This is a genomic window from Streptococcus sp. A22, assembly GCF_043674215.1.
GTDB classification, from domain to species: domain Bacteria; phylum Bacillota; class Bacilli; order Lactobacillales; family Streptococcaceae; genus Streptococcus; species Streptococcus suis_V.
In genome coordinates this window covers 68,426-85,865 of record NZ_JBIMJQ010000001.1, presented here as the reverse complement: position 1 = coordinate 85,865, position 17,440 = coordinate 68,426, and the positions used below count along the sequence as shown (strand labels likewise).

16 protein-coding genes are annotated in these 17,440 nt (G+C 42.9%); 15 read left to right on the top strand and 1 reads right to left on the bottom strand.

Translation table 11 applies throughout. The features are described 5' to 3' along the window. Positions 1–4: 4 nt before the first annotated feature. Positions 5–307, bottom strand: a complete 303-nt coding sequence (locus ACHBHN_RS00450) for a hypothetical protein (RefSeq protein WP_105122211.1) — start codon at positions 305–307, stop codon at positions 5–7. Positions 308–442: 135 nt separating this feature from the next. Between ACHBHN_RS00450 and ACHBHN_RS00445 the strand changes: the two genes are divergently transcribed. The 15 genes from ACHBHN_RS00445 (at position 443) to ACHBHN_RS00375 (ending at position 17,422) form a co-directional block, all read left to right on the top strand. Continuing rightward, positions 443–835 (top strand): PaaI family thioesterase, encoded by a 393-nt coding sequence (locus ACHBHN_RS00445; RefSeq protein ID WP_105112007.1) that lies wholly within the window; start codon positions 443–445, stop codon positions 833–835. A gap of 101 nt (positions 836–936) precedes the next feature. Next, positions 937–2,304: a H2O-forming NADH oxidase gene (gene nox, locus ACHBHN_RS00440; RefSeq protein WP_105122213.1), complete on the top strand. Its 1,368-nt coding sequence runs from the start codon at positions 937–939 to the stop codon at positions 2,302–2,304. Between the two features lie 121 nt (positions 2,305–2,425). Further along, on the top strand, positions 2,426–4,702 hold the full coding sequence (pcrA, locus tag ACHBHN_RS00435; protein WP_105122214.1) for a DNA helicase PcrA: 2,277 nt from the start codon (positions 2,426–2,428) through the stop codon (positions 4,700–4,702). A gap of 643 nt (positions 4,703–5,345) precedes the next feature. Next, a complete protein-coding gene (locus ACHBHN_RS00430; RefSeq protein WP_105122230.1) occupies positions 5,346–5,678 on the top strand; it encodes a YbgA family protein in 333 nt (110 codons plus the stop codon). A gap of 217 nt (positions 5,679–5,895) precedes the next feature. Beyond that, entirely contained in the window at positions 5,896–6,972 is a 1,077-nt protein-coding gene (locus tag ACHBHN_RS00425) for an aspartate-semialdehyde dehydrogenase (RefSeq protein WP_318830362.1), read from the top strand. An 86-nt stretch (positions 6,973–7,058) separates the two neighbouring features. Then, positions 7,059–7,427 carry an ACT domain-containing protein gene (locus ACHBHN_RS00420; protein ID WP_172009149.1) on the top strand — a complete coding sequence of 123 codons (369 nt, stop codon included), beginning with the start codon at positions 7,059–7,061 and terminating at the stop codon, positions 7,425–7,427. An 8-nt stretch (positions 7,428–7,435) separates the two neighbouring features. After that, a complete protein-coding gene (gene dapA / locus ACHBHN_RS00415) occupies positions 7,436–8,371 on the top strand; it encodes a 4-hydroxy-tetrahydrodipicolinate synthase (protein WP_172067505.1) in 936 nt (311 codons plus the stop codon). A gap of 187 nt (positions 8,372–8,558) precedes the next feature. Beyond that, a complete protein-coding gene (locus tag ACHBHN_RS00410; RefSeq protein ID WP_172067503.1) occupies positions 8,559–9,887 on the top strand; it encodes an FAD-dependent oxidoreductase in 1,329 nt (442 codons plus the stop codon). 11 nt (positions 9,888–9,898) lie between these two features. Further along, a complete protein-coding gene (locus ACHBHN_RS00405; RefSeq protein WP_172067501.1) occupies positions 9,899–11,368 on the top strand; it encodes a helix-turn-helix domain-containing protein in 1,470 nt (489 codons plus the stop codon). A gap of 178 nt (positions 11,369–11,546) precedes the next feature. Beyond that, positions 11,547–13,058 carry a glycerol kinase GlpK gene (glpK, locus tag ACHBHN_RS00400; protein WP_172061854.1) on the top strand — a complete coding sequence of 504 codons (1,512 nt, stop codon included), beginning with the start codon at positions 11,547–11,549 and terminating at the stop codon, positions 13,056–13,058. 21 nt (positions 13,059–13,079) lie between these two features. Further along, positions 13,080–14,909 carry a type 1 glycerol-3-phosphate oxidase gene (gene glpO / locus ACHBHN_RS00395; RefSeq protein ID WP_394732937.1) on the top strand — a complete coding sequence of 610 codons (1,830 nt, stop codon included), beginning with the start codon at positions 13,080–13,082 and terminating at the stop codon, positions 14,907–14,909. A 58-nt stretch (positions 14,910–14,967) separates the two neighbouring features. Beyond that, positions 14,968–15,321, top strand: a complete 354-nt coding sequence (locus ACHBHN_RS00390) for a Lin0368 family putative glycerol transporter subunit (protein WP_105111996.1) — start codon at positions 14,968–14,970, stop codon at positions 15,319–15,321. A 12-nt stretch (positions 15,322–15,333) separates the two neighbouring features. Beyond that, positions 15,334–15,669, top strand: a complete 336-nt coding sequence (locus ACHBHN_RS00385; protein ID WP_105111995.1) for a Lin0368 family putative glycerol transporter subunit — start codon at positions 15,334–15,336, stop codon at positions 15,667–15,669. Between the two features lie 205 nt (positions 15,670–15,874). Beyond that, complete coding sequence (locus tag ACHBHN_RS00380; protein ID WP_394733424.1) at positions 15,875–16,825, top strand: VOC family protein; 951 nt, start codon at positions 15,875–15,877, stop codon at positions 16,823–16,825. Between the two features lie 9 nt (positions 16,826–16,834). Continuing rightward, on the top strand, positions 16,835–17,422 hold the full coding sequence (locus ACHBHN_RS00375) for an alpha/beta hydrolase (RefSeq protein ID WP_394733423.1): 588 nt from the start codon (positions 16,835–16,837) through the stop codon (positions 17,420–17,422). Positions 17,423–17,440 lie beyond the last annotated feature (18 nt).

The following is a 17,440-nucleotide window of genomic DNA, read 5'->3' as shown; positions in this document are numbered from 1 at the left end:
TGTCTTACAAAATAAAGGGTTCAATCTTCAATTCAACCGCATCACCGTATTTAGCCAGCAAGTCCTCTGCCAGGGGATGATAGAGTTCTCTTAGTTGTTCAATCTTGTATGGGAATTGCTTGCCGATGTAGTCAAATTTACATTCTACAGTGTGAAAGAGTTGGTGGAAGAGCTCGTTGATGGCATGAAGTCTAGCAATCATCTCCTCATCCCCTTCCAGCCATTCAGGGATTTCGACGCGGTTGTCGACAAAACCATCAATCAATTTTACAGGGAAGGACCCGTATTCTAAGACAAATTCGTACATAGTTGTTCTCCTTGAGTTTTCCATATTTTAGCATAATCCTCACAAAATGGGTAGAAAGTTGATTGTTGATATAGTAAGTATTTGCAAGAAAGGATTTTTTCCCGTAAAATGGAGAAAAAAACACGAGGAGTAAACATGGATAAATATCATATTCCACCGGTTTTGGTGTTTGAAAATTATGAGTTGGTTGAGGTCTCAAATGGTCGAGTGGTCATTGAGACAAGAGTAGTTGAGTCTTCCTTGAATATTTATGGTATGACCCACGGAGGTTATCTGTTTACCTTTTGTGATAATGTTGCTGGACTGGCTGTTTTCTCTCAGGGATACAAGTGTGTGACCCTCCAGTCCAATGTTCATTTTACAAGGGCGGGCCATCTGGGAGACAAGTTGACTATCACGGCAGAAATTGTTCACGATGGTCGTTCAACCAAGTTGGTAGAAGCAGTTGTTACCAATGAAAAAGGTCAAAAATTAGTCAGAGCTAGCTTCACCATGTTTGTGACGGGAACCTTTGAAGAAGAATCTTAAAATTTTTGTGATTTTATGAGCATTATTTTTGAAATCGGTAACAGTCATGTGTATAATGGATAATGTAAAAAAATATATTTTTGAAAGTGAGATTTTCCATTATGGCTAAAATCGTCGTTGTGGGTACAAACCACGCTGGTACTGCATGTATCAAAACAATGTTGTCAAACTACGGTGCTGAAAATGAAATCGTAACATTTGACCAAAACTCAAACATTTCTTTCTTGGGTTGTGGTATGGCACTTTGGATCGGTGAACAAATCGATGGTCCAGAAGGTCTTTTCTACTCAGATAAAGAGCAATTGGAAAGCATGGGCGCAACCGTTCACATGCAATCACCAGTTGTAGACATTGACTTCGAGAAAAAAGAAGTGACTGCAATTGTTGACGGTAAAGAGCACGTAGAATCATACGAAAAATTGATTCTTGCGACTGGTTCACAACCAATCATCCCACCAATCAAAGGTGTGGAAATCAAAGAAGGTTCAACTGACTTTGAAGCAACTCTTGAAAACCTTCAATTTGTTAAATTGTACCAAAACGCTGAAGACGTAATCAACAAGCTTGAAAAGCCAGACATCAACCGCGTAGCTGTTGTTGGTGGTGGTTACATCGGTGTTGAGCTTGCAGAAAGCTTCAAACGTAAAGGTAAAGAAGTTGTTCTTGTTGATATCGCTCCAACAGTTATGGGTGCATACTATGACCGCGACTTTACTGAAATGATGAACAAAAATCTTGAAGAAAACGGTGTGAAATTAGCTCTTGGTCAAGCTGTTCAAGCTGTTGAAGGTGACGGTAAAGTTGAGCGTCTTGTGACTGATAAAGAAACATTTGACGTTGACATGGTTATCATGTGTGTAGGCTTCCGTCCTAACACAGGTCTTGCTAAAGGTCAATTGGAAACCTTCCGTAACGGTGCATGGATCGTTGACAAGAAACAAGAAACAAGCATGAAAGACGTTTATGCAATCGGTGACTGTGCAACTATCTACGACAACGCTCGTCAAGATACAAGCTACATCGCTCTTGCTTCAAACGCTGTTCGTACAGGTATCGTAGCAGCACACAACGCAACTGGTCATGAGTTGGAAGGTGTTGGTGTTCAAGGTTCAAATGGTATCTCAATCTTCGGTCTTAACATGGTTTCAACTGGTTTGACAGAAGAGCGCGCGAAAGATGCTGGTTTCAACGCAGCAGTAGCGTCATTCACAGACCTTCAAAAACCTGAATTTATTAAACATAATAACCACGAAGTAGCAATCAAGATTGTCTTTGACAAAGATACACGTGTTGTTCTTGGTTGCCAAATGGTATCACGCGAAGATATGTCAATGGGTATCCACATGTTCTCACTTGCTATCATGAAACAAGTGACAATCGAAGAGTTGGCATTGATGGATCTCTTCTTCTTGCCACACTTCAACAAGCCATACAACTACATAACAATGGCAGCACTTGGTGCGGAATAAGCTTAATTGATAAAATAAGGTCCAGAGTTTTCTCTGGGCTTTTTTACTGATCTGACATTTCGTAAATGAAGTATATTTTGGTATAATGGAGAGTAATTACATTTTGAGAAAGTATGAGAATATGAACCCTTTATTAAACGGAATGAACGATAGACAGGCGGAGGCTGTTCAGACAACGGAAGGTCCGCTCTTAATTATGGCAGGTGCGGGCTCAGGCAAGACTCGTGTTCTAACCCACCGCATTGCTTATCTGATTGATGAAAAAATGGTTAATCCTTGGAATATTTTGGCTATTACCTTTACCAATAAGGCTGCGCGGGAGATGAAGGAGCGGGCCTATGCGCTCAATCCTGCTACGCAAGATTGCTTGATTGCCACTTTCCACTCCATGTGTGTACGGATTTTACGTCGGGATGCGGATCACATTGGCTATAACCGTAACTTTACCATCGTAGATCCGGGTGAGCAACGCACGCTGATGAAACGGATTTTGAAAGCTCTAAATCTGGACCCGAAAAAGTGGAGTGAGCGGACTATTTTGGCAACCATTTCCAATGCCAAGAATGATTTGATTGATGATGTGGCTTATGAGGTGCAGGCAGGCGATCTCTATACGCAGATTGTTGCCAAATGCTACAAGGCTTATCAGAAAGAACTCCGTCAGTCAGAGGCAGTCGATTTTGATGACCTAATCATGTTGACGCTCCGCCTATTTGACCAAAATCCTGACGTCCTGACCTACTACCAGCAGAAATTTCAATATATCCATGTCGATGAGTACCAAGATACCAACCACGCCCAGTATCAGCTGGTCAAACTCTTAGCGTCACGCTTTAAGAATATCTGTGTGGTCGGTGATGCGGACCAGTCCATCTATGGCTGGCGTGGGGCGGATATGCAAAATATCTTGGATTTTGAGAAGGATTATCCAGAAAGCAAGGTGGTTTTGCTGGAGGAAAATTACCGCTCGACCAAGACAGTCCTTCAGGCAGCCAATGAGGTTATTGAGAACAATCGCAACCGCCGTCCGAAGAAGTTGTGGACGCAAAATGCTCAGGGAGATTTGATTACCTACTATCGTGCGCGCGATGAGGGCGATGAGGCGATTTATGTTGCCAGTCAAATTGACCAACACCATCGTGAAGGCAAGCCTTATAAGGACTTCGCCGTTCTTTACCGGACCAATGCCCAGTCTCGTACCATTGAGGAGGCCCTGCTCAAGGCCAATATTCCTTACACTATGGTGGGCGGGACCAAGTTCTATAGCCGTAAGGAAATCCGTGATGTGATTTCCTATCTGAATATTATTGCCAACCCTGCAGACAATATTTCTTACGAGCGCATTGTCAATGAACCCAAACGCGGAGTAGGACCGGGAACAGTCGATAAGATTAGGGACTTTGCGACGACGCATGCCATGTCCTTGCTTGAAGCATCACAGGATATTATGCTGTCTGGTGTCAAGGGTAAGGCTGCTCAAGCCGTTTTTGACCTTGCAACCCTGCTATACAATCTCCGCAATCGACTGGATGAGATGACAGTGACCGAATTGGCCGAGGTGGTCTTAGATAAGACTGGCTACCTCAATGCCTTGGCTGTACAAGGAACGATTGAGGCCAATGCCCGCATTGAAAACATTCAGGAATTTCTTTCGGTGACCAAAAATTTCGATGATAAAGAGGTAGAGGAAGAAGAGACAGGGCTGGATAGGCTCAGCCGATTCTTGCTGGATTTGGCCCTGATTGCTGATACAGACGACGGAGACAAGGAAACGTCGGAAGTCACGCTCATGACCCTTCATGCGGCCAAGGGCTTGGAATTTCCAGTGGTCTTTCTCATTGGTATGGAGGAAAATGTCTTTCCTCTCAGTCGTGCAGCGGAAGAAGAAGCTGAGTTAGAAGAAGAGCGCCGTCTGGCTTACGTTGGCATCACCCGTGCCGAGCATATTCTTTATTTGACCAATGCCAATTCCCGCCTCTTGTTCGGTCGGAGCAATTACAACCAGCCTAGTCGTTTTATTCGTGAGATTTCAAGTGATCTCTTGGATTATCAAGGTCTGGCCCGTCCATCTAATACCAGCTTTAAGGCTTCTTATGTCAATGGCAAAGCGACCCAGTTTGGACAAGGGATGAGTTTGCAGCAGGCTCTCCAAAGTCGGAAATCTTCTGTGCAACAGTCCACTCGATTTGGGGGGACCATGCCTTTTGCTAGCTCCAATCAATCTAGTTCAGCCACAACATGGTCCGTTGGTGACATTGCTGTCCATCGAAAATGGGGTCGCGGTACTGTACTTGAAGTTTCAGGATCGGGCAGCAACCAAGAACTCAAAATCAATTTTCCAGAGATGGGTCTGAAAAAAGTTTTGGCCAGCCTAGCTCCGATTAGCAAGGAGGACTAGTGTGGAGCCGACTATTTGTTTGGATTGTACTGGCTGTTACCATAGTTTTATTAAGTCTATCCCCCATTCTCATCTATGTATTTTACTACCTTAGCAAGCGGAAAAAGAACTCTGTACTGCAAAGGTGACAGGCTGTGTTGAAGACTACTCATTCATGTCCTACAATGGCGTTAGCCTGCCTGTTGTGGGCTACTGGGTGAGACAAAGCTATTATTGGGCTGTTGGTCCACATTTCCAATCCTGTCGATACGTCACGGTTTCAACACCCTCATCATGCTTGGTAACGGGACAGCATTATAATTTGCTAGATAGAAAATATTTACCAGATTCTTTAATTATTTATCGAAATAAGAATAGTCTGTTCAGTCTAACGTCCAGTTCTTTGCTGGACCTTTTTCCATTGGTTCTAGCGTCGATGTTTACTACAATCCACTTAAGCCAAATCAGTCCTACGTCCATCTATATATTACAATTTTGTCCAAAGGTTTAGTGTATTTGCTGATAGGATTGCATTGTTTATATATGGTGGTCTGTTTGGGTCTGTGGCTGGCGCTGGTCTAGGTTTGACAAATAGGAGGAGGTGACAAGGGTGACAAATCTCAAGTACTTTCAGAAGAGATGGGCAAGAGAGAAATATCTGGTCATGGCTCATTCTCAGCATCACTATAATGCCTTGCGTCAGCTTTTTAAGGGAAATGTTTGGTCAGTTGACAAAGAACTTGAATTTGAACGTTTGCTAGCGGAGGCTTTAGCTCACAATCCTAGTATAAAGACCTTGCGCACTGCCTATCAGCATATTTGGGGTTATTTTAAAAAGTGTGCAAGTGATGAAGAAAGGGAACGCTTCAAGGAATTGGACCTGTTTCTGGAGAGCCAAGCCCAGGAAATGCACGAGTTTTTGAAGTGTATGACTGACAAGTACCGGCCGCCCTACCTGCTCCAGAGTCGGATAATGCAAGTGGACAAAATACAATAAGGCAGTCATGACTTGTTTTGGGTCATTTCTGTCTTTTTTGAATGGTGATAAGCACAAGTCGAAATCGTATGACAATTTACTCAGTCTAGTGTGGAATTTTCGGCAGATTGATTGTAAATTTAGCACATTCCAGCTTTTCATTCAGGAAATTTGTGGTATAATTATGAAATAACAAATTTTTAGAAAATTTTGAAGAATTAACCTAAAGGAGATTTCTATGGCTTATGTAGTAGCTGTTGTTGGTGCAACTGGTGCAGTTGGTGCCCAAATGATAAAAATGTTGGAAGAGTCAACACTTCCAATCGAGAAAGTGCGTTTCCTTGCTTCTGCCCGTTCAGCAGGCAAGACCTTGCAGTTTAAGGGACAGGACATTGTCATTGAAGAAACAACAGAAACAGCCTTTGAAGGAGTGGATATTGCCCTCTTCTCAGCTGGTGGTTCTACATCTGCCAAGTACGCTCCTTACGCAGTAAAAGCAGGAGCTGTAGTGGTTGACAATACCTCTTACTTCCGTCAAAATCCAGATGTACCGTTGGTTGTTCCTGAAGTTAATGCACACGCGCTTGATGCCCACAATGGTATCATTGCTTGTCCAAACTGCTCAACTATTCAGATGATGGTTGCATTGGAGCCTATTCGTCAGAAATGGGGCTTGGAGCGGATCATCGTATCTACTTATCAGGCAGTTTCTGGTGCTGGTATGGGAGCTATCTTAGAAACTCAGGCTCAGCTTCGTTCTGTCCTGAATGACGGTGTAGAGCCAAAAGCGGTAGAAGCAAACATTCTTCCTTCAGGTGGCGATAAGAAGCATTACCCAATCGGTTTCAATGCGATTCCGCAAATCGACCTCTTCACAGACAATGACTACACTTACGAAGAGATGAAGATGACCAAAGAAACCAAGAAAATCATGGAAGATGACAGCATTGCTGTTTCTGCAACCTGCGTCCGTATTCCAGTCTTGTCAGCTCACTCTGAGTCTGTTTACATTGAAACCAAAGAAATTGCACCGATTGATGAAGTGAAAGCGGCTATCGCAGCCTTCCCAGGTGCTGTTTTAGAAGATGATGTAGCCAACCAAATTTATCCGCAAGCAGTCAATGCAGTTGGTAGCCGTGATACCTTTGTAGGTCGTATCCGTAAGGACTTGGACAAGGAAAACGGTATTCACATGTGGGTTGTCTCTGACAACTTGCTCAAAGGTGCTGCATGGAACTCTGTTCAAATCGCTGAAACCCTTCATGAGCGTGGTCTAGTTCGTCCAACCACAGACTTGAAATTTGAATTGAAATAAAATCATCTATTACCTCTTATCCAACTTACAAGTTTGTCAAATCAAACAGCTGGATTCTTGCTATTATAGAAAGTAGATATTAACAATTGAAACTTAAAATTATTAAAGGTAATTTTTCAGTTTGTAAACTCGAAGATTATACAAAGATTAACTTGACTAGTTCTTATATTTTTATCGGTAAAACGGATGAAGAAAACTCACTGGTTTGTCTGAGTCAAGAAGTTCCTGATAATGTTATAGAAGAGGACAAAGATTGGATAGCTTTTCGTGTTGTAGGGGTACTTGATTTTTCATTAGTAGGTATCCTTTCACAGATTAGTCAAATATTAGCAGAAGCAAAAATCAGTATCTTTGCAGTATCTACTTTCAATACTGATTACATACTTACTAAAGCTAATAATTTCCCAGCAGCTATTGAAGTTCTTCAGAAAGCTGGATACGAATTTATTGATTAGGAGGTTCTATGTCTATTCAAGATTTACGAGATGTAAAAATCATTACGGCTATGATTACGCCCTTTAAAGAAGATGGTGCCATTAACTATGATGTATTGCCAGAATTGGTCGAACATTTGTTGGCTCATCATACGGAAGGGATTTTGTTGGCAGGAACAACTGCCGAAAGTCCAACTCTAACACACGCTGAGGAGTTAGAATTATTTGCGGCAGTACAAAAGATTGTCGATGGACGCGTGCCATTGATTGCAGGTATCGGTACCAATGATACCCGTGACTCCATCGAGTTTGCCAAGGAAGTTGCGGCCTTTGGTGGCTTTGCGGCAGGTCTTGCCATCGTACCTTATTACAACAAGCCTTCTCAAGAAGGTATGTACCAGCACTTCAAGGCTATTGCGGATGCTTCTGATTTGCCAATCATTATCTACAATATCCCAGGTCGTGTTGTCGTTGAAATGACGCCAGAAACCATGTTGCGTTTGGCGGAGCATCCAAATATCATTGGTGTAAAAGAGTGTACCAGCCTTGCCAACATGGCTTACTTGATTGAGAATAAGCCAGAGGATTTCTTGATTTATACTGGTGAAGATGGCGATGCCTTCCATGCTATGAACTTGGGTGCAGATGGTGTGATTTCGGTCGCATCTCATACCAATGGTGATGAGATGCATGAGATGTTTACTGCCATTGAGCAGCAAGATATCCGAACAGCCGCAGCCATTCAACGCAAGTTTATTCCGAAAGTTAATGCTCTATTCTCTTATCCTAGTCCTGCACCAGTCAAGGCAGTTCTCAATTACATGGGATTTGAAGTTGGACCACTCCGCTTACCATTGGTACCTTGTCCAGAAGAAGACGCCAAACGCATTATCAAAGTCGTCGTTGACGGCGACTACGAAGCAACCAAAGCAACTGTGACTGGTGTGGTTAGACCGGATTATTAAAAATGTCCGGGGGATATTTTTAACCCGAGCAAAGATAATTAGGGCATCAACTGCCATTTTCGACCTTTTATTTAAATTTATTCAAGCACATCATAAAATAGGTGTGCTTTTTTGTTTGGATGTGTAAACCTTTTCAATAAGAATTTGCCTTGTCAATGCTATAATGGAGGAGAAGGGAGGAAGCGGGATGAATATTTTGATCATTGGTGCTTCATTCGCTGGTTTGACAGCTGCAATGGAATGCCAGAAACGCTATCCACAAGCGATTATTTATGTGATTGACAAGGAAGAAAGTACAGGCTACTTTCCCAATGCACTCAATTGGAAAGTAAAAGGGGAAATTTCAAGCTGGGAAGAAGCGAGGGTTGGCTATTTTGAAGGGCTAGAGCAGTCGGCCGTTCATTTCTTACTTGGATGGGAATGCATTTCTATAGAAGCTGTATCTAAAAGAATAAGGCTAAAAAAAGAAGAAAGCATACGGGAATTATCCTACGACTATCTCATTTTAGCTATGGGTGCTCAACAAGTTTGGGGACACCAGTCGGTTGATCTATCGGAAAAGATTTTGACAAGTAAATCTATTGGAGAAGCTAAAAAGAGTTTCGAAAAGATTGAAGGGGCCGGAAGGGTAACAGTCATAGGAGCTGGTCAAATTGGTCTTGAAAGTTTGGAGGCTCTCAGTCGTTCATCCATTAAGATCAGGTTGATTGAATCACAAGAATGGCCCTTAGCCAAATATTTCGATCAAGAAATGGTCGATTTTATCTGGGGAGAGTTTGACCGAATTGGACTCGACTATCATTTTTCGGAAACAGTTAATGAAGTTAACTTGGATGAGATAGGTCAAGTCCAGTTACGCAGTTTGCAGGGAACATATCATTCGGACTTGGTGCTTTTGGGTACCAACTTTAGACCCCATACAGATTTGGTGGAAGGACTAGTGGACCTGCATACAGATGGTAGTATTCTGGTGGATGAGTATCTTGAAACCAGCCAAGCTGGAATTTTTGCGGTAGGGGATTTAATTCGGATGCCTGTTACCATGTTTGGGCAGGCCTACCTGCCCATGATCAACCACGCTATGTTGACAGGGCGTCTGGTTGCTGAAAATCTACTGGTTAAGCAGAAGAGCTTAAAGCCTGTTCAACGCATTGTCTCCACCCATGTGTTTGGCTATAATCTGACTAGCGTAGGACTGACAGAAAGGGAAGCAAACCTGTGGTTAGACACAGACACTGTTCGCATCCGTCATCCATTCAGTCAATGGGATAAACATGAAATAGACTTCAAAATGGTGGTCAGTCGAGGGGATGGACGTATTCTTGGTGGTCAATTGGTATCTTCCTCTGACCACATGGCACAGATGAATGTATTGGCACTAGCTATTTCAAAAAATATGACAGTTGAGGACTTGTTACAAGAATCCTGGCTTTGTTTGCCTGGTAGAACCGATCTGCAACCATTCATTATGGAAGCAGCCAATCAGTATTTGTGGCAAAAAACTGACCAAGAATAGGTGGTGATTGTGTGCATATTCTAGATTTATTAGAAAAACGTGAGCGCGCTATTTACCAGCTCTTTCTTCTCTTGCGCAAGTCCGTTACACCTATTGGAATAAAGGAAGTTGCCCAGGAGCTCCATCTGTCTAAATCTACCTTGTTACGCTATATAGAAAGTTTCTCTGAAGAGGTTGAAGAGGGCCAGTTTGGTCTAGTTTTTCAAATTAGAGAAGAAGAAATTGTCTTACAACGCGGAGCTAATTTATCCAGACAAGACCTGTTTGCCTATCTCTTTAGAACTAGTATCAAGTACCAGATTTTACTTTATTTTTTTGATAAAAATGAATGCTCCATCCCCATGCTAGCTCAAGATTTATTGCTGAGTGAAGCTACTTTGAACAGACACCTTTCGACATTAAACAAAGTCCTGAAAGAGTTTCAGGTGAGCATACGGAACGGTCGTTTGCGGGGTAGTGAGTTGCAAATTCGCTATTTTTATTATCAATTATTCTGGCTGACCAGGCCTTTCAAGGAATTAGAACAAGATCGGGTCTTTAGGGAGCAACTTGCTCATCTGCCGATTTTTGAACGCTTTTATCAATCCCAGTTTAATCCTCGACAGGCCCATCAGTTGGCTCTCTGGTTGATGATTGTCCAGAAAAGAATGCGATTGAAGGATTTGGATTTCCAGACAGTTTATCAATTAATGGCTCCCTATGAGCAACATAAATTTTACCGTCACCTCCGTCAGATCTTTTTAACCTTACGCCAGCAAGCATCTGCTTCCTTTCAAGAGGGTGACACAATGTCCGTTTTTGCCTTCTTGTTTAGTCAAGGGATAGTGGCAGCCCATCAACTAGAACAGGTCTTAGGATTCGGAGGCCCCATTATGGAAGCGACTAGTTGGGCCTTTCAACGTGTAAAAATACTCTTGAAGACAGATTTGACAGTGGAAGAAGGAGAACTCTATCATCTCAATCAGGTCTTTAGTCAGCTCTATTTTTTTACTTCCTGCATCGATAGTGGCTTGGATGAGTTGGCTGACTATGATCCCTTCATGCAAGAGGCTGCTTCTAGTATCTTGCACCATGTATCTGAGGAGATTTTTGGGAGAAGGCAAGCCCCAGCCACCAGTCATTTGCTATCTTTGACGCAATTATTTTCATATTTTATGCAGGTGGAGCCAACCATGGTGAAAATTGGGTGGGCATCCAGTTATCCATCTGTCATCAGTTCTCCCATTTTACATGTCTTATGTCAGTCCTTAGAACGCAATCGGTCAATTCAAATCGAGCCTGTCCAATCAGACCAATCCTATGATCTGGTTATTTGCCATGATTATCCTTGGCAGCAAGATCCATCTTATCATATCTATGGATTGCCAACTGATCAGGAGTTGAAGGATGTAAAGAGCCTTATCCAGACCATTCAACAGCGCAAGTTGGAGCAGTCTAAACGGTTGGTCGAACGAAAGCAGTTTCGGATTGAACGTCGGTGATAAACTTTCTAGTTCCCTAGGAAGTTTTTCTTTTGTCGCAAAAAGACAACTTTATCAGATTTTTTTGAAATTATAAAAAAATTGATAAGATTATTTTCGAAAAATAGATTACAATAAAATCACAAGGGAGTCGGAAACGCTTTCAAAAGTAATGATAAATCTACAAGGAGGACAGGAAATGTCAACTGAAAAATACATTATGGCCATCGACCAAGGCACAACAAGCTCACGCGCCATCATCTTTAACAAAAAAGGTGAAAAAGTTGGTAGCTACCAAAAAGAATTTACACAAATTTTCCCTAAACCGGGTTGGGTAGAACATAATGCCAATGAAATCTGGAATTCCGTTCAGTCTGTTATTGCGGGATCCTTTATTGAAAGTGGTGTTCGTCCAGACCAGATTGAAGGGATTGGTATCACTAACCAACGTGAAACGACAGTTGTTTGGGACAAAGAAACAGGACTTCCAATCTACAATGCCATTGTCTGGCAATCTCGTCAAACATCACATATTGCTGATCAGTTAAAAGCGGATGGACATGCGGATTTGATTCATAAAAAGACTGGTCTTGTAGTAGATGCCTATTTCTCAGCAACAAAAGTTCGGTGGATTTTGGACCAAGTTCCAGGTGCACAAGAACGTGCTGAAAAAGGTGAAATTCTCTTTGGAACTATCGATACTTGGTTGGTTTGGAAATTGACCAATGGTAAGTGCCATGTAACAGATTACTCAAACGCTGCCCGCACCATGCTTTACAATATCAAGGAACTCAAGTGGGATGATGAAATCCTTGAGCTCCTCAATATTCCAAAAGCTATGTTGCCAGAAGTTCGTTCCAATTCAGAAATCTACGGAACAACAGCGCCATTCCACTTCTACGGTGCAGAAGTTCCTATTTCTGGTATGGCAGGTGACCAACAAGCAGCCCTATTTGGACAATTGGCATTTGAGCCAGGTATGGTGAAAAATACCTATGGAACAGGTTCCTTCATCGTTATGAACACTGGTGAGGAAATGCAGCTATCTGAGAATAGTCTTCTCACCACTATCGGTTATGGCATTAACGGAAAAGTTTACTATGCACTAGAAGGTTCAATCTTTATCGCTGGTTCTGCAGTTCAATGGCTGCGTGATAGTATGCGAATGGTGGAAACATCGCCTGAGTCTGAAGAACTTGCTCGTAAGTCTACTAGCAACGATGAGGTCTATGTTGTACCAGCCTTTACGGGACTAGGAGCTCCATATTGGAATTCAGATGCGCGTGGATCTGTCTTTGGCTTAACTCGTGGTACAAGCAAGGAAGATTTTGTGAAAGCTACTCTACAATCTATTGCCTATCAAGTTCGTGATGTTATTGATACCATGCAATTGGATACAGGAATTGATATTTCTGTCTTGAAAGTAGACGGTGGTGCTGCCATGAACAGCCTTCTCATGCAATTCCAGGCAGATATCCTTGGTATTGAGATTGCCCGTGCGAAAAACTTGGAAACAACTGCACTTGGTGCAGCCTTCTTAGCAGGTTTAGCAGTTGGTTTCTGGAAGGACTTGGATGAATTGAAGGAATTGAATGCAGTTGGTCAATCCTTCAAGCCAGCAATGAATGAAGCACGCAAAGAACAGCTCTATAAAGGCTGGAAAAAAGCAGTTGCTGCAACGCAGTTATTTGCACAATTGGATGAAGAGTAAAAAGTTAGAAAGTGTGAAAACATGGAATTTTCAAAAGAAACACGTCGCTTAGCGATTGAAAAAATGCAAGATAGACAGTTGGATCTCTTGATTATTGGTGGTGGTATTACGGGGGCGGGTGTTGCCCTCCAAGCCGCTGCTAGTGGTATGGAAACTGGCTTGATTGAAATGCAGGACTTTGCCGAAGGGACATCCAGTCGTTCAACCAAGTTGGTTCACGGTGGGCTTCGTTACCTCAAACAGTTTGATGTAGAAGTAGTATCTGATACAGTTTCAGAACGTGCAGTAGTGCAAAATATTGCACCTCACATTCCCAAACCAGACCCAATGTTGCTTCCAGTTTACGATGAAGAAGGATCTACCTTTAGCCTCTTCCGCTTGAAAGTGGCCATGGATCTCTATGATTTGTTGGCTGGCGTCAACAATACTGACCTTGCCAATAAGGTGTTGACAAGAGAAGAAGTGCTGGAACGAGCACCGCATTTGAAAAAAGAAGGCTTGCTTGGTGGTGGAGTTTATCTGGACTTCCGTAATAACGATGCCCGCTTGGTAATTGAAAATATCAAACGTGCTGCCAAAGACGGAGCCTTGATTGCCAGCCGTGTCAAAGCGGAAAAATTCATCAAGGATGAGTCTGGAAAAGTTGTCGGTATCGTCGCTCGTGATTTGCTGACAGACAGCACCTTTGAAATCCGTGCTCGTTTGGTCATCAATACAACAGGACCTTGGAGTGACGAAGTGCGTAATCTTGGTGGAGAAGGTTCAGGCGTCCTTCAAATGCGTCCAACCAAGGGTGTGCACCTAGTTGTCGATAGTTCTCGCTTGTCTGTGCCACAACCAACTTACTTTGACACTGGACACGCTGACGGCCGTATGGTCTTTGTCCTTCCGCGTGAAAACAAAACCTATTTTGGTACGACAGATACGGACTATACAGGTGATTTGGCGAATCCAACGATTACACAAGAAGATGTCGATTATCTATTGGATATTGTTAACAATCGTTTCCCAGAAGCAAACTTGACCTTGGATGATATTGAAAGTGGCTGGGCTGGTCTTCGTCCACTCTTGTCAGGAAATGGAGCTTCTGACTACAATGGTGGCAATAATGGAAAACTCAGCGACGATAGTTTCAACAGCTTGATTGAAACCGTCAAAGGTTATTTGAACAATGAAAAGACTCGTGATGATGTGGAACACGATTTGACTCATCTGGAAGGTAGTGTTTCTGAAAAACACTTGGATCCGTCTGCTGTATCGCGTGGTTCTGCCCTTGACCGTGATGACAATGGTTTGCTCACACTTGCCGGTGGTAAAATCACTGACTTCCGTAAGATGGCAGAAGGTGCACTTGAAAAAGTGGCAAGTATTCTCAAAGAAGAACATGGGCGTAGCTTTAAACTCATCAATTCTAAGACCTATCCTGTTTCTGGTGGAGAATTGAACCCTGCAAACGTAGCAGAAGAAATTGAACACTTGGCACAATTAGGGGTGAAAAAAGGTTTGGACTACGAGGATGCCCTCTACCTTGCTAACTTGTACGGTTCAAATGCACCTAAAGTTTTTGCCTTGAACCATAAAGTAGAGGCTGTGTCTGACCTTAATCAACGGGATTTGCTTTCTCTTCATTATGCCATGAAAGAAGAAATGGCTTTGACAGTAGTGGATTATCTACTTCGTAGAACAAACTATATGCTCTTCATGAGGGAACAATTGGATGCAGTAGCACCTGAAATCATCAAGGAAATGACAGCATACTATAGTTGGACAGCAGATGAAGTTGCACAGCAAGAAGCTTTGCTTATAGCTACTCTTAATAAGAATGATTTGACCTATCTAAAGAAGGTGTAATACAATTTATGAAAAGGCTTACCAAGCTGAACAATAGAAAAGAACCCAAGGAGGCTTTATGAAATTTTTACGTTCTACCATCGGCTATATGATTGCCGGTATGATTGTTATGAGTGTCTGGGGGGCATTTGCGGATGCCTACGGCATTATTGGAGGCTACTTTGCTGCCTTTATTATCATCGGTCCAATGTGGTTTATGAACCATTATCTGGGGCTAATCAAACACGATGATGACTCAGCTTTTGTCGATATGGGGCTGGGAATCGGTCTGTGTGGTATTTTCCGTGATGCCTTTATTAATGGATTTGGTACTGTGGTTGAATCGCTTCCGACCATCGTCTTGGTTGTCATCGGCGCAACCATCGCTGGACTGGTTGCAGCCAAGATTGAAGAAGATATGGAAAAAGATTAAGGAGGGTATCACATGACAGTTCAACAAGCAATTGCTACTTTAGTTGGTGCGTTTCTCTTCCCCTTCATCATTCGGATGGCCTGGGGACAGATGGTTGAAAAATTTGGTCCGATTGGTGGTTGGATCGCTGCGGCAATGATTGTCGGGACGGCCTGGACCATTAACCACGGTGTGGGGCTAATCACCCAATCGGGTTCTGCCTGGGTTGATATGGGACTTGCTGCGGGTATCGGTGTATTTGTCGCATCAGTTGCGCGTGGTGGTAAGGCTGGCAAAGCCAAAACCAATCTCCTAGCAGCCCTTGTCGGAGGAATTTTAGGCGGTCTAATCCTATCATTTATCCTTTAAAAGCAAAGTTTCAAGTCGGGATGAAATGTCCCGACTTTTTATAATAGTGAATGAACCCCAGCATGTCCTAGGCTTAACCAAGTGTAGAGTCTTTTCAAAGTGAATGATGCTTGTCGTGACAATATGATCTTTCAAGAATGTGAGCAAAATATTTTATTTTATCGCTAATTATTGATAAAATAAAATCAGGAACGAGGTAGTTTACATGAACAATACAGGTATTCATCACATTTCGACTTTGGTGGGCAACATCCACCAGGCTTATCATTTTTATCACCATATTCTTGGCTTGAAGTTGACCCTGAAAACAGTGAATCAGGATGATTCGTCCATGTATCACCTCTTTTTCGGGGATGAAGATGGCCGTTTCGGTACAGAATTCACGATTTTTGACATGCCAAACTTCCAGATGGAACGCAAGGGAACCAATCGCCTAGAAAGAACGATTTTTCTAGTTAAGGATAAGGCAGCTCTGGAGTTCTGGGCACAACGTTTGACGGATTTTGAGGTCGAACATGGTGGAGTAGAAGCGATGGGAGACAGACATATCCTCAATTTCCAAGATGAGGATGGGCAAGATTTGGCCTTGACCTATCATGATACTATTGGTCCTATGTATCCAATGGAGACTGCCGAGATTCCTGAATCGGTTGCGATTTTAGGAATTGCTGGGATTCAGATGCGGGTGCGGGAGGAGAAAGCCCTGCTGGACATGCTGACAGAGAGATTTGGTTTTGAAGAGGAAAGCCGTTTTGATTATCAGGGACAGCAGGTCATTTCGCTCAAATTCGACAATGATTTCCAGCATCGCGTGCAGGTTTTCGTCGATCAGATTTCAAAAATCTCCGTCATTGGGGTTGGTGCCATTCACCACGTAGCCTTTGGTGTCTTGGATACATTAGATTTAGAGGATATGGTTCATACACTTGACCTGCTCAACCGTCCGCACTCAGGCATTATCAATCGGGACTTTATGCACTCCCTCTATTTCCGCGCGCCGAACTACCTTATGTTTGAAGTGGCGACAATGGAAGGTCTGCACGAGGCCAAGAAAGCTGAGCAACAAGATAAACTCGATGATGTTGAACTCTTCTTGCCAAGCTTCTTTGAGGAAGACCGGGCTGAGATTGAAGAAGTTCTGAGAAATCGTTATTAGGAGACAGTCATGAACTATCATTTTGTGGAGGGAACTGCGCCCTGTCTCCTGGTCTTTTTTCACGGAACAGGTGGCGATGAGCAGTCCATGCTCTTTCTGAGGGAAAAATTGGATCCTGAAGCAACTGTACTATCTTTTCGGGGCAATGTTGGTCAGGGGAAATCCCGTCGCTTTTTTGCTCCGCTGGTTGACGGGCAGCTGGATTTGCTTGATTTTGAGCAACGTTTGACCGATTTTATAGACCAGTGGCCAAAAATTGCAGTAGCAGATTACCAGCAAATTACCTTTGTCGGCTTTTCAAACGGGGCTAATTTTATAGCAGGGCTCCTGACCAAGCGGGCTGATTTGGCTGACTGCTATCTCTTGCTCCATCCATCAGCTCTTGATTTTTCAGTGCCTTTGGAAAATAGCAGAGCGGACATTCTTGTGACGGCTGGCTTGCAGGACCAGTTGGTTGACCCAGTCGCAGTTCAAGAACTCTACCAAAATTGGCAGGAAACTGCCTTTCCCAAACTTCAATTAGCCATTTTTGACAAGGGCCACTTTTTAACGATTGATGAAATTGACCGCATCATCAACTGGTATCAGACAAAATAAAGACCTGAACTCTTGTGT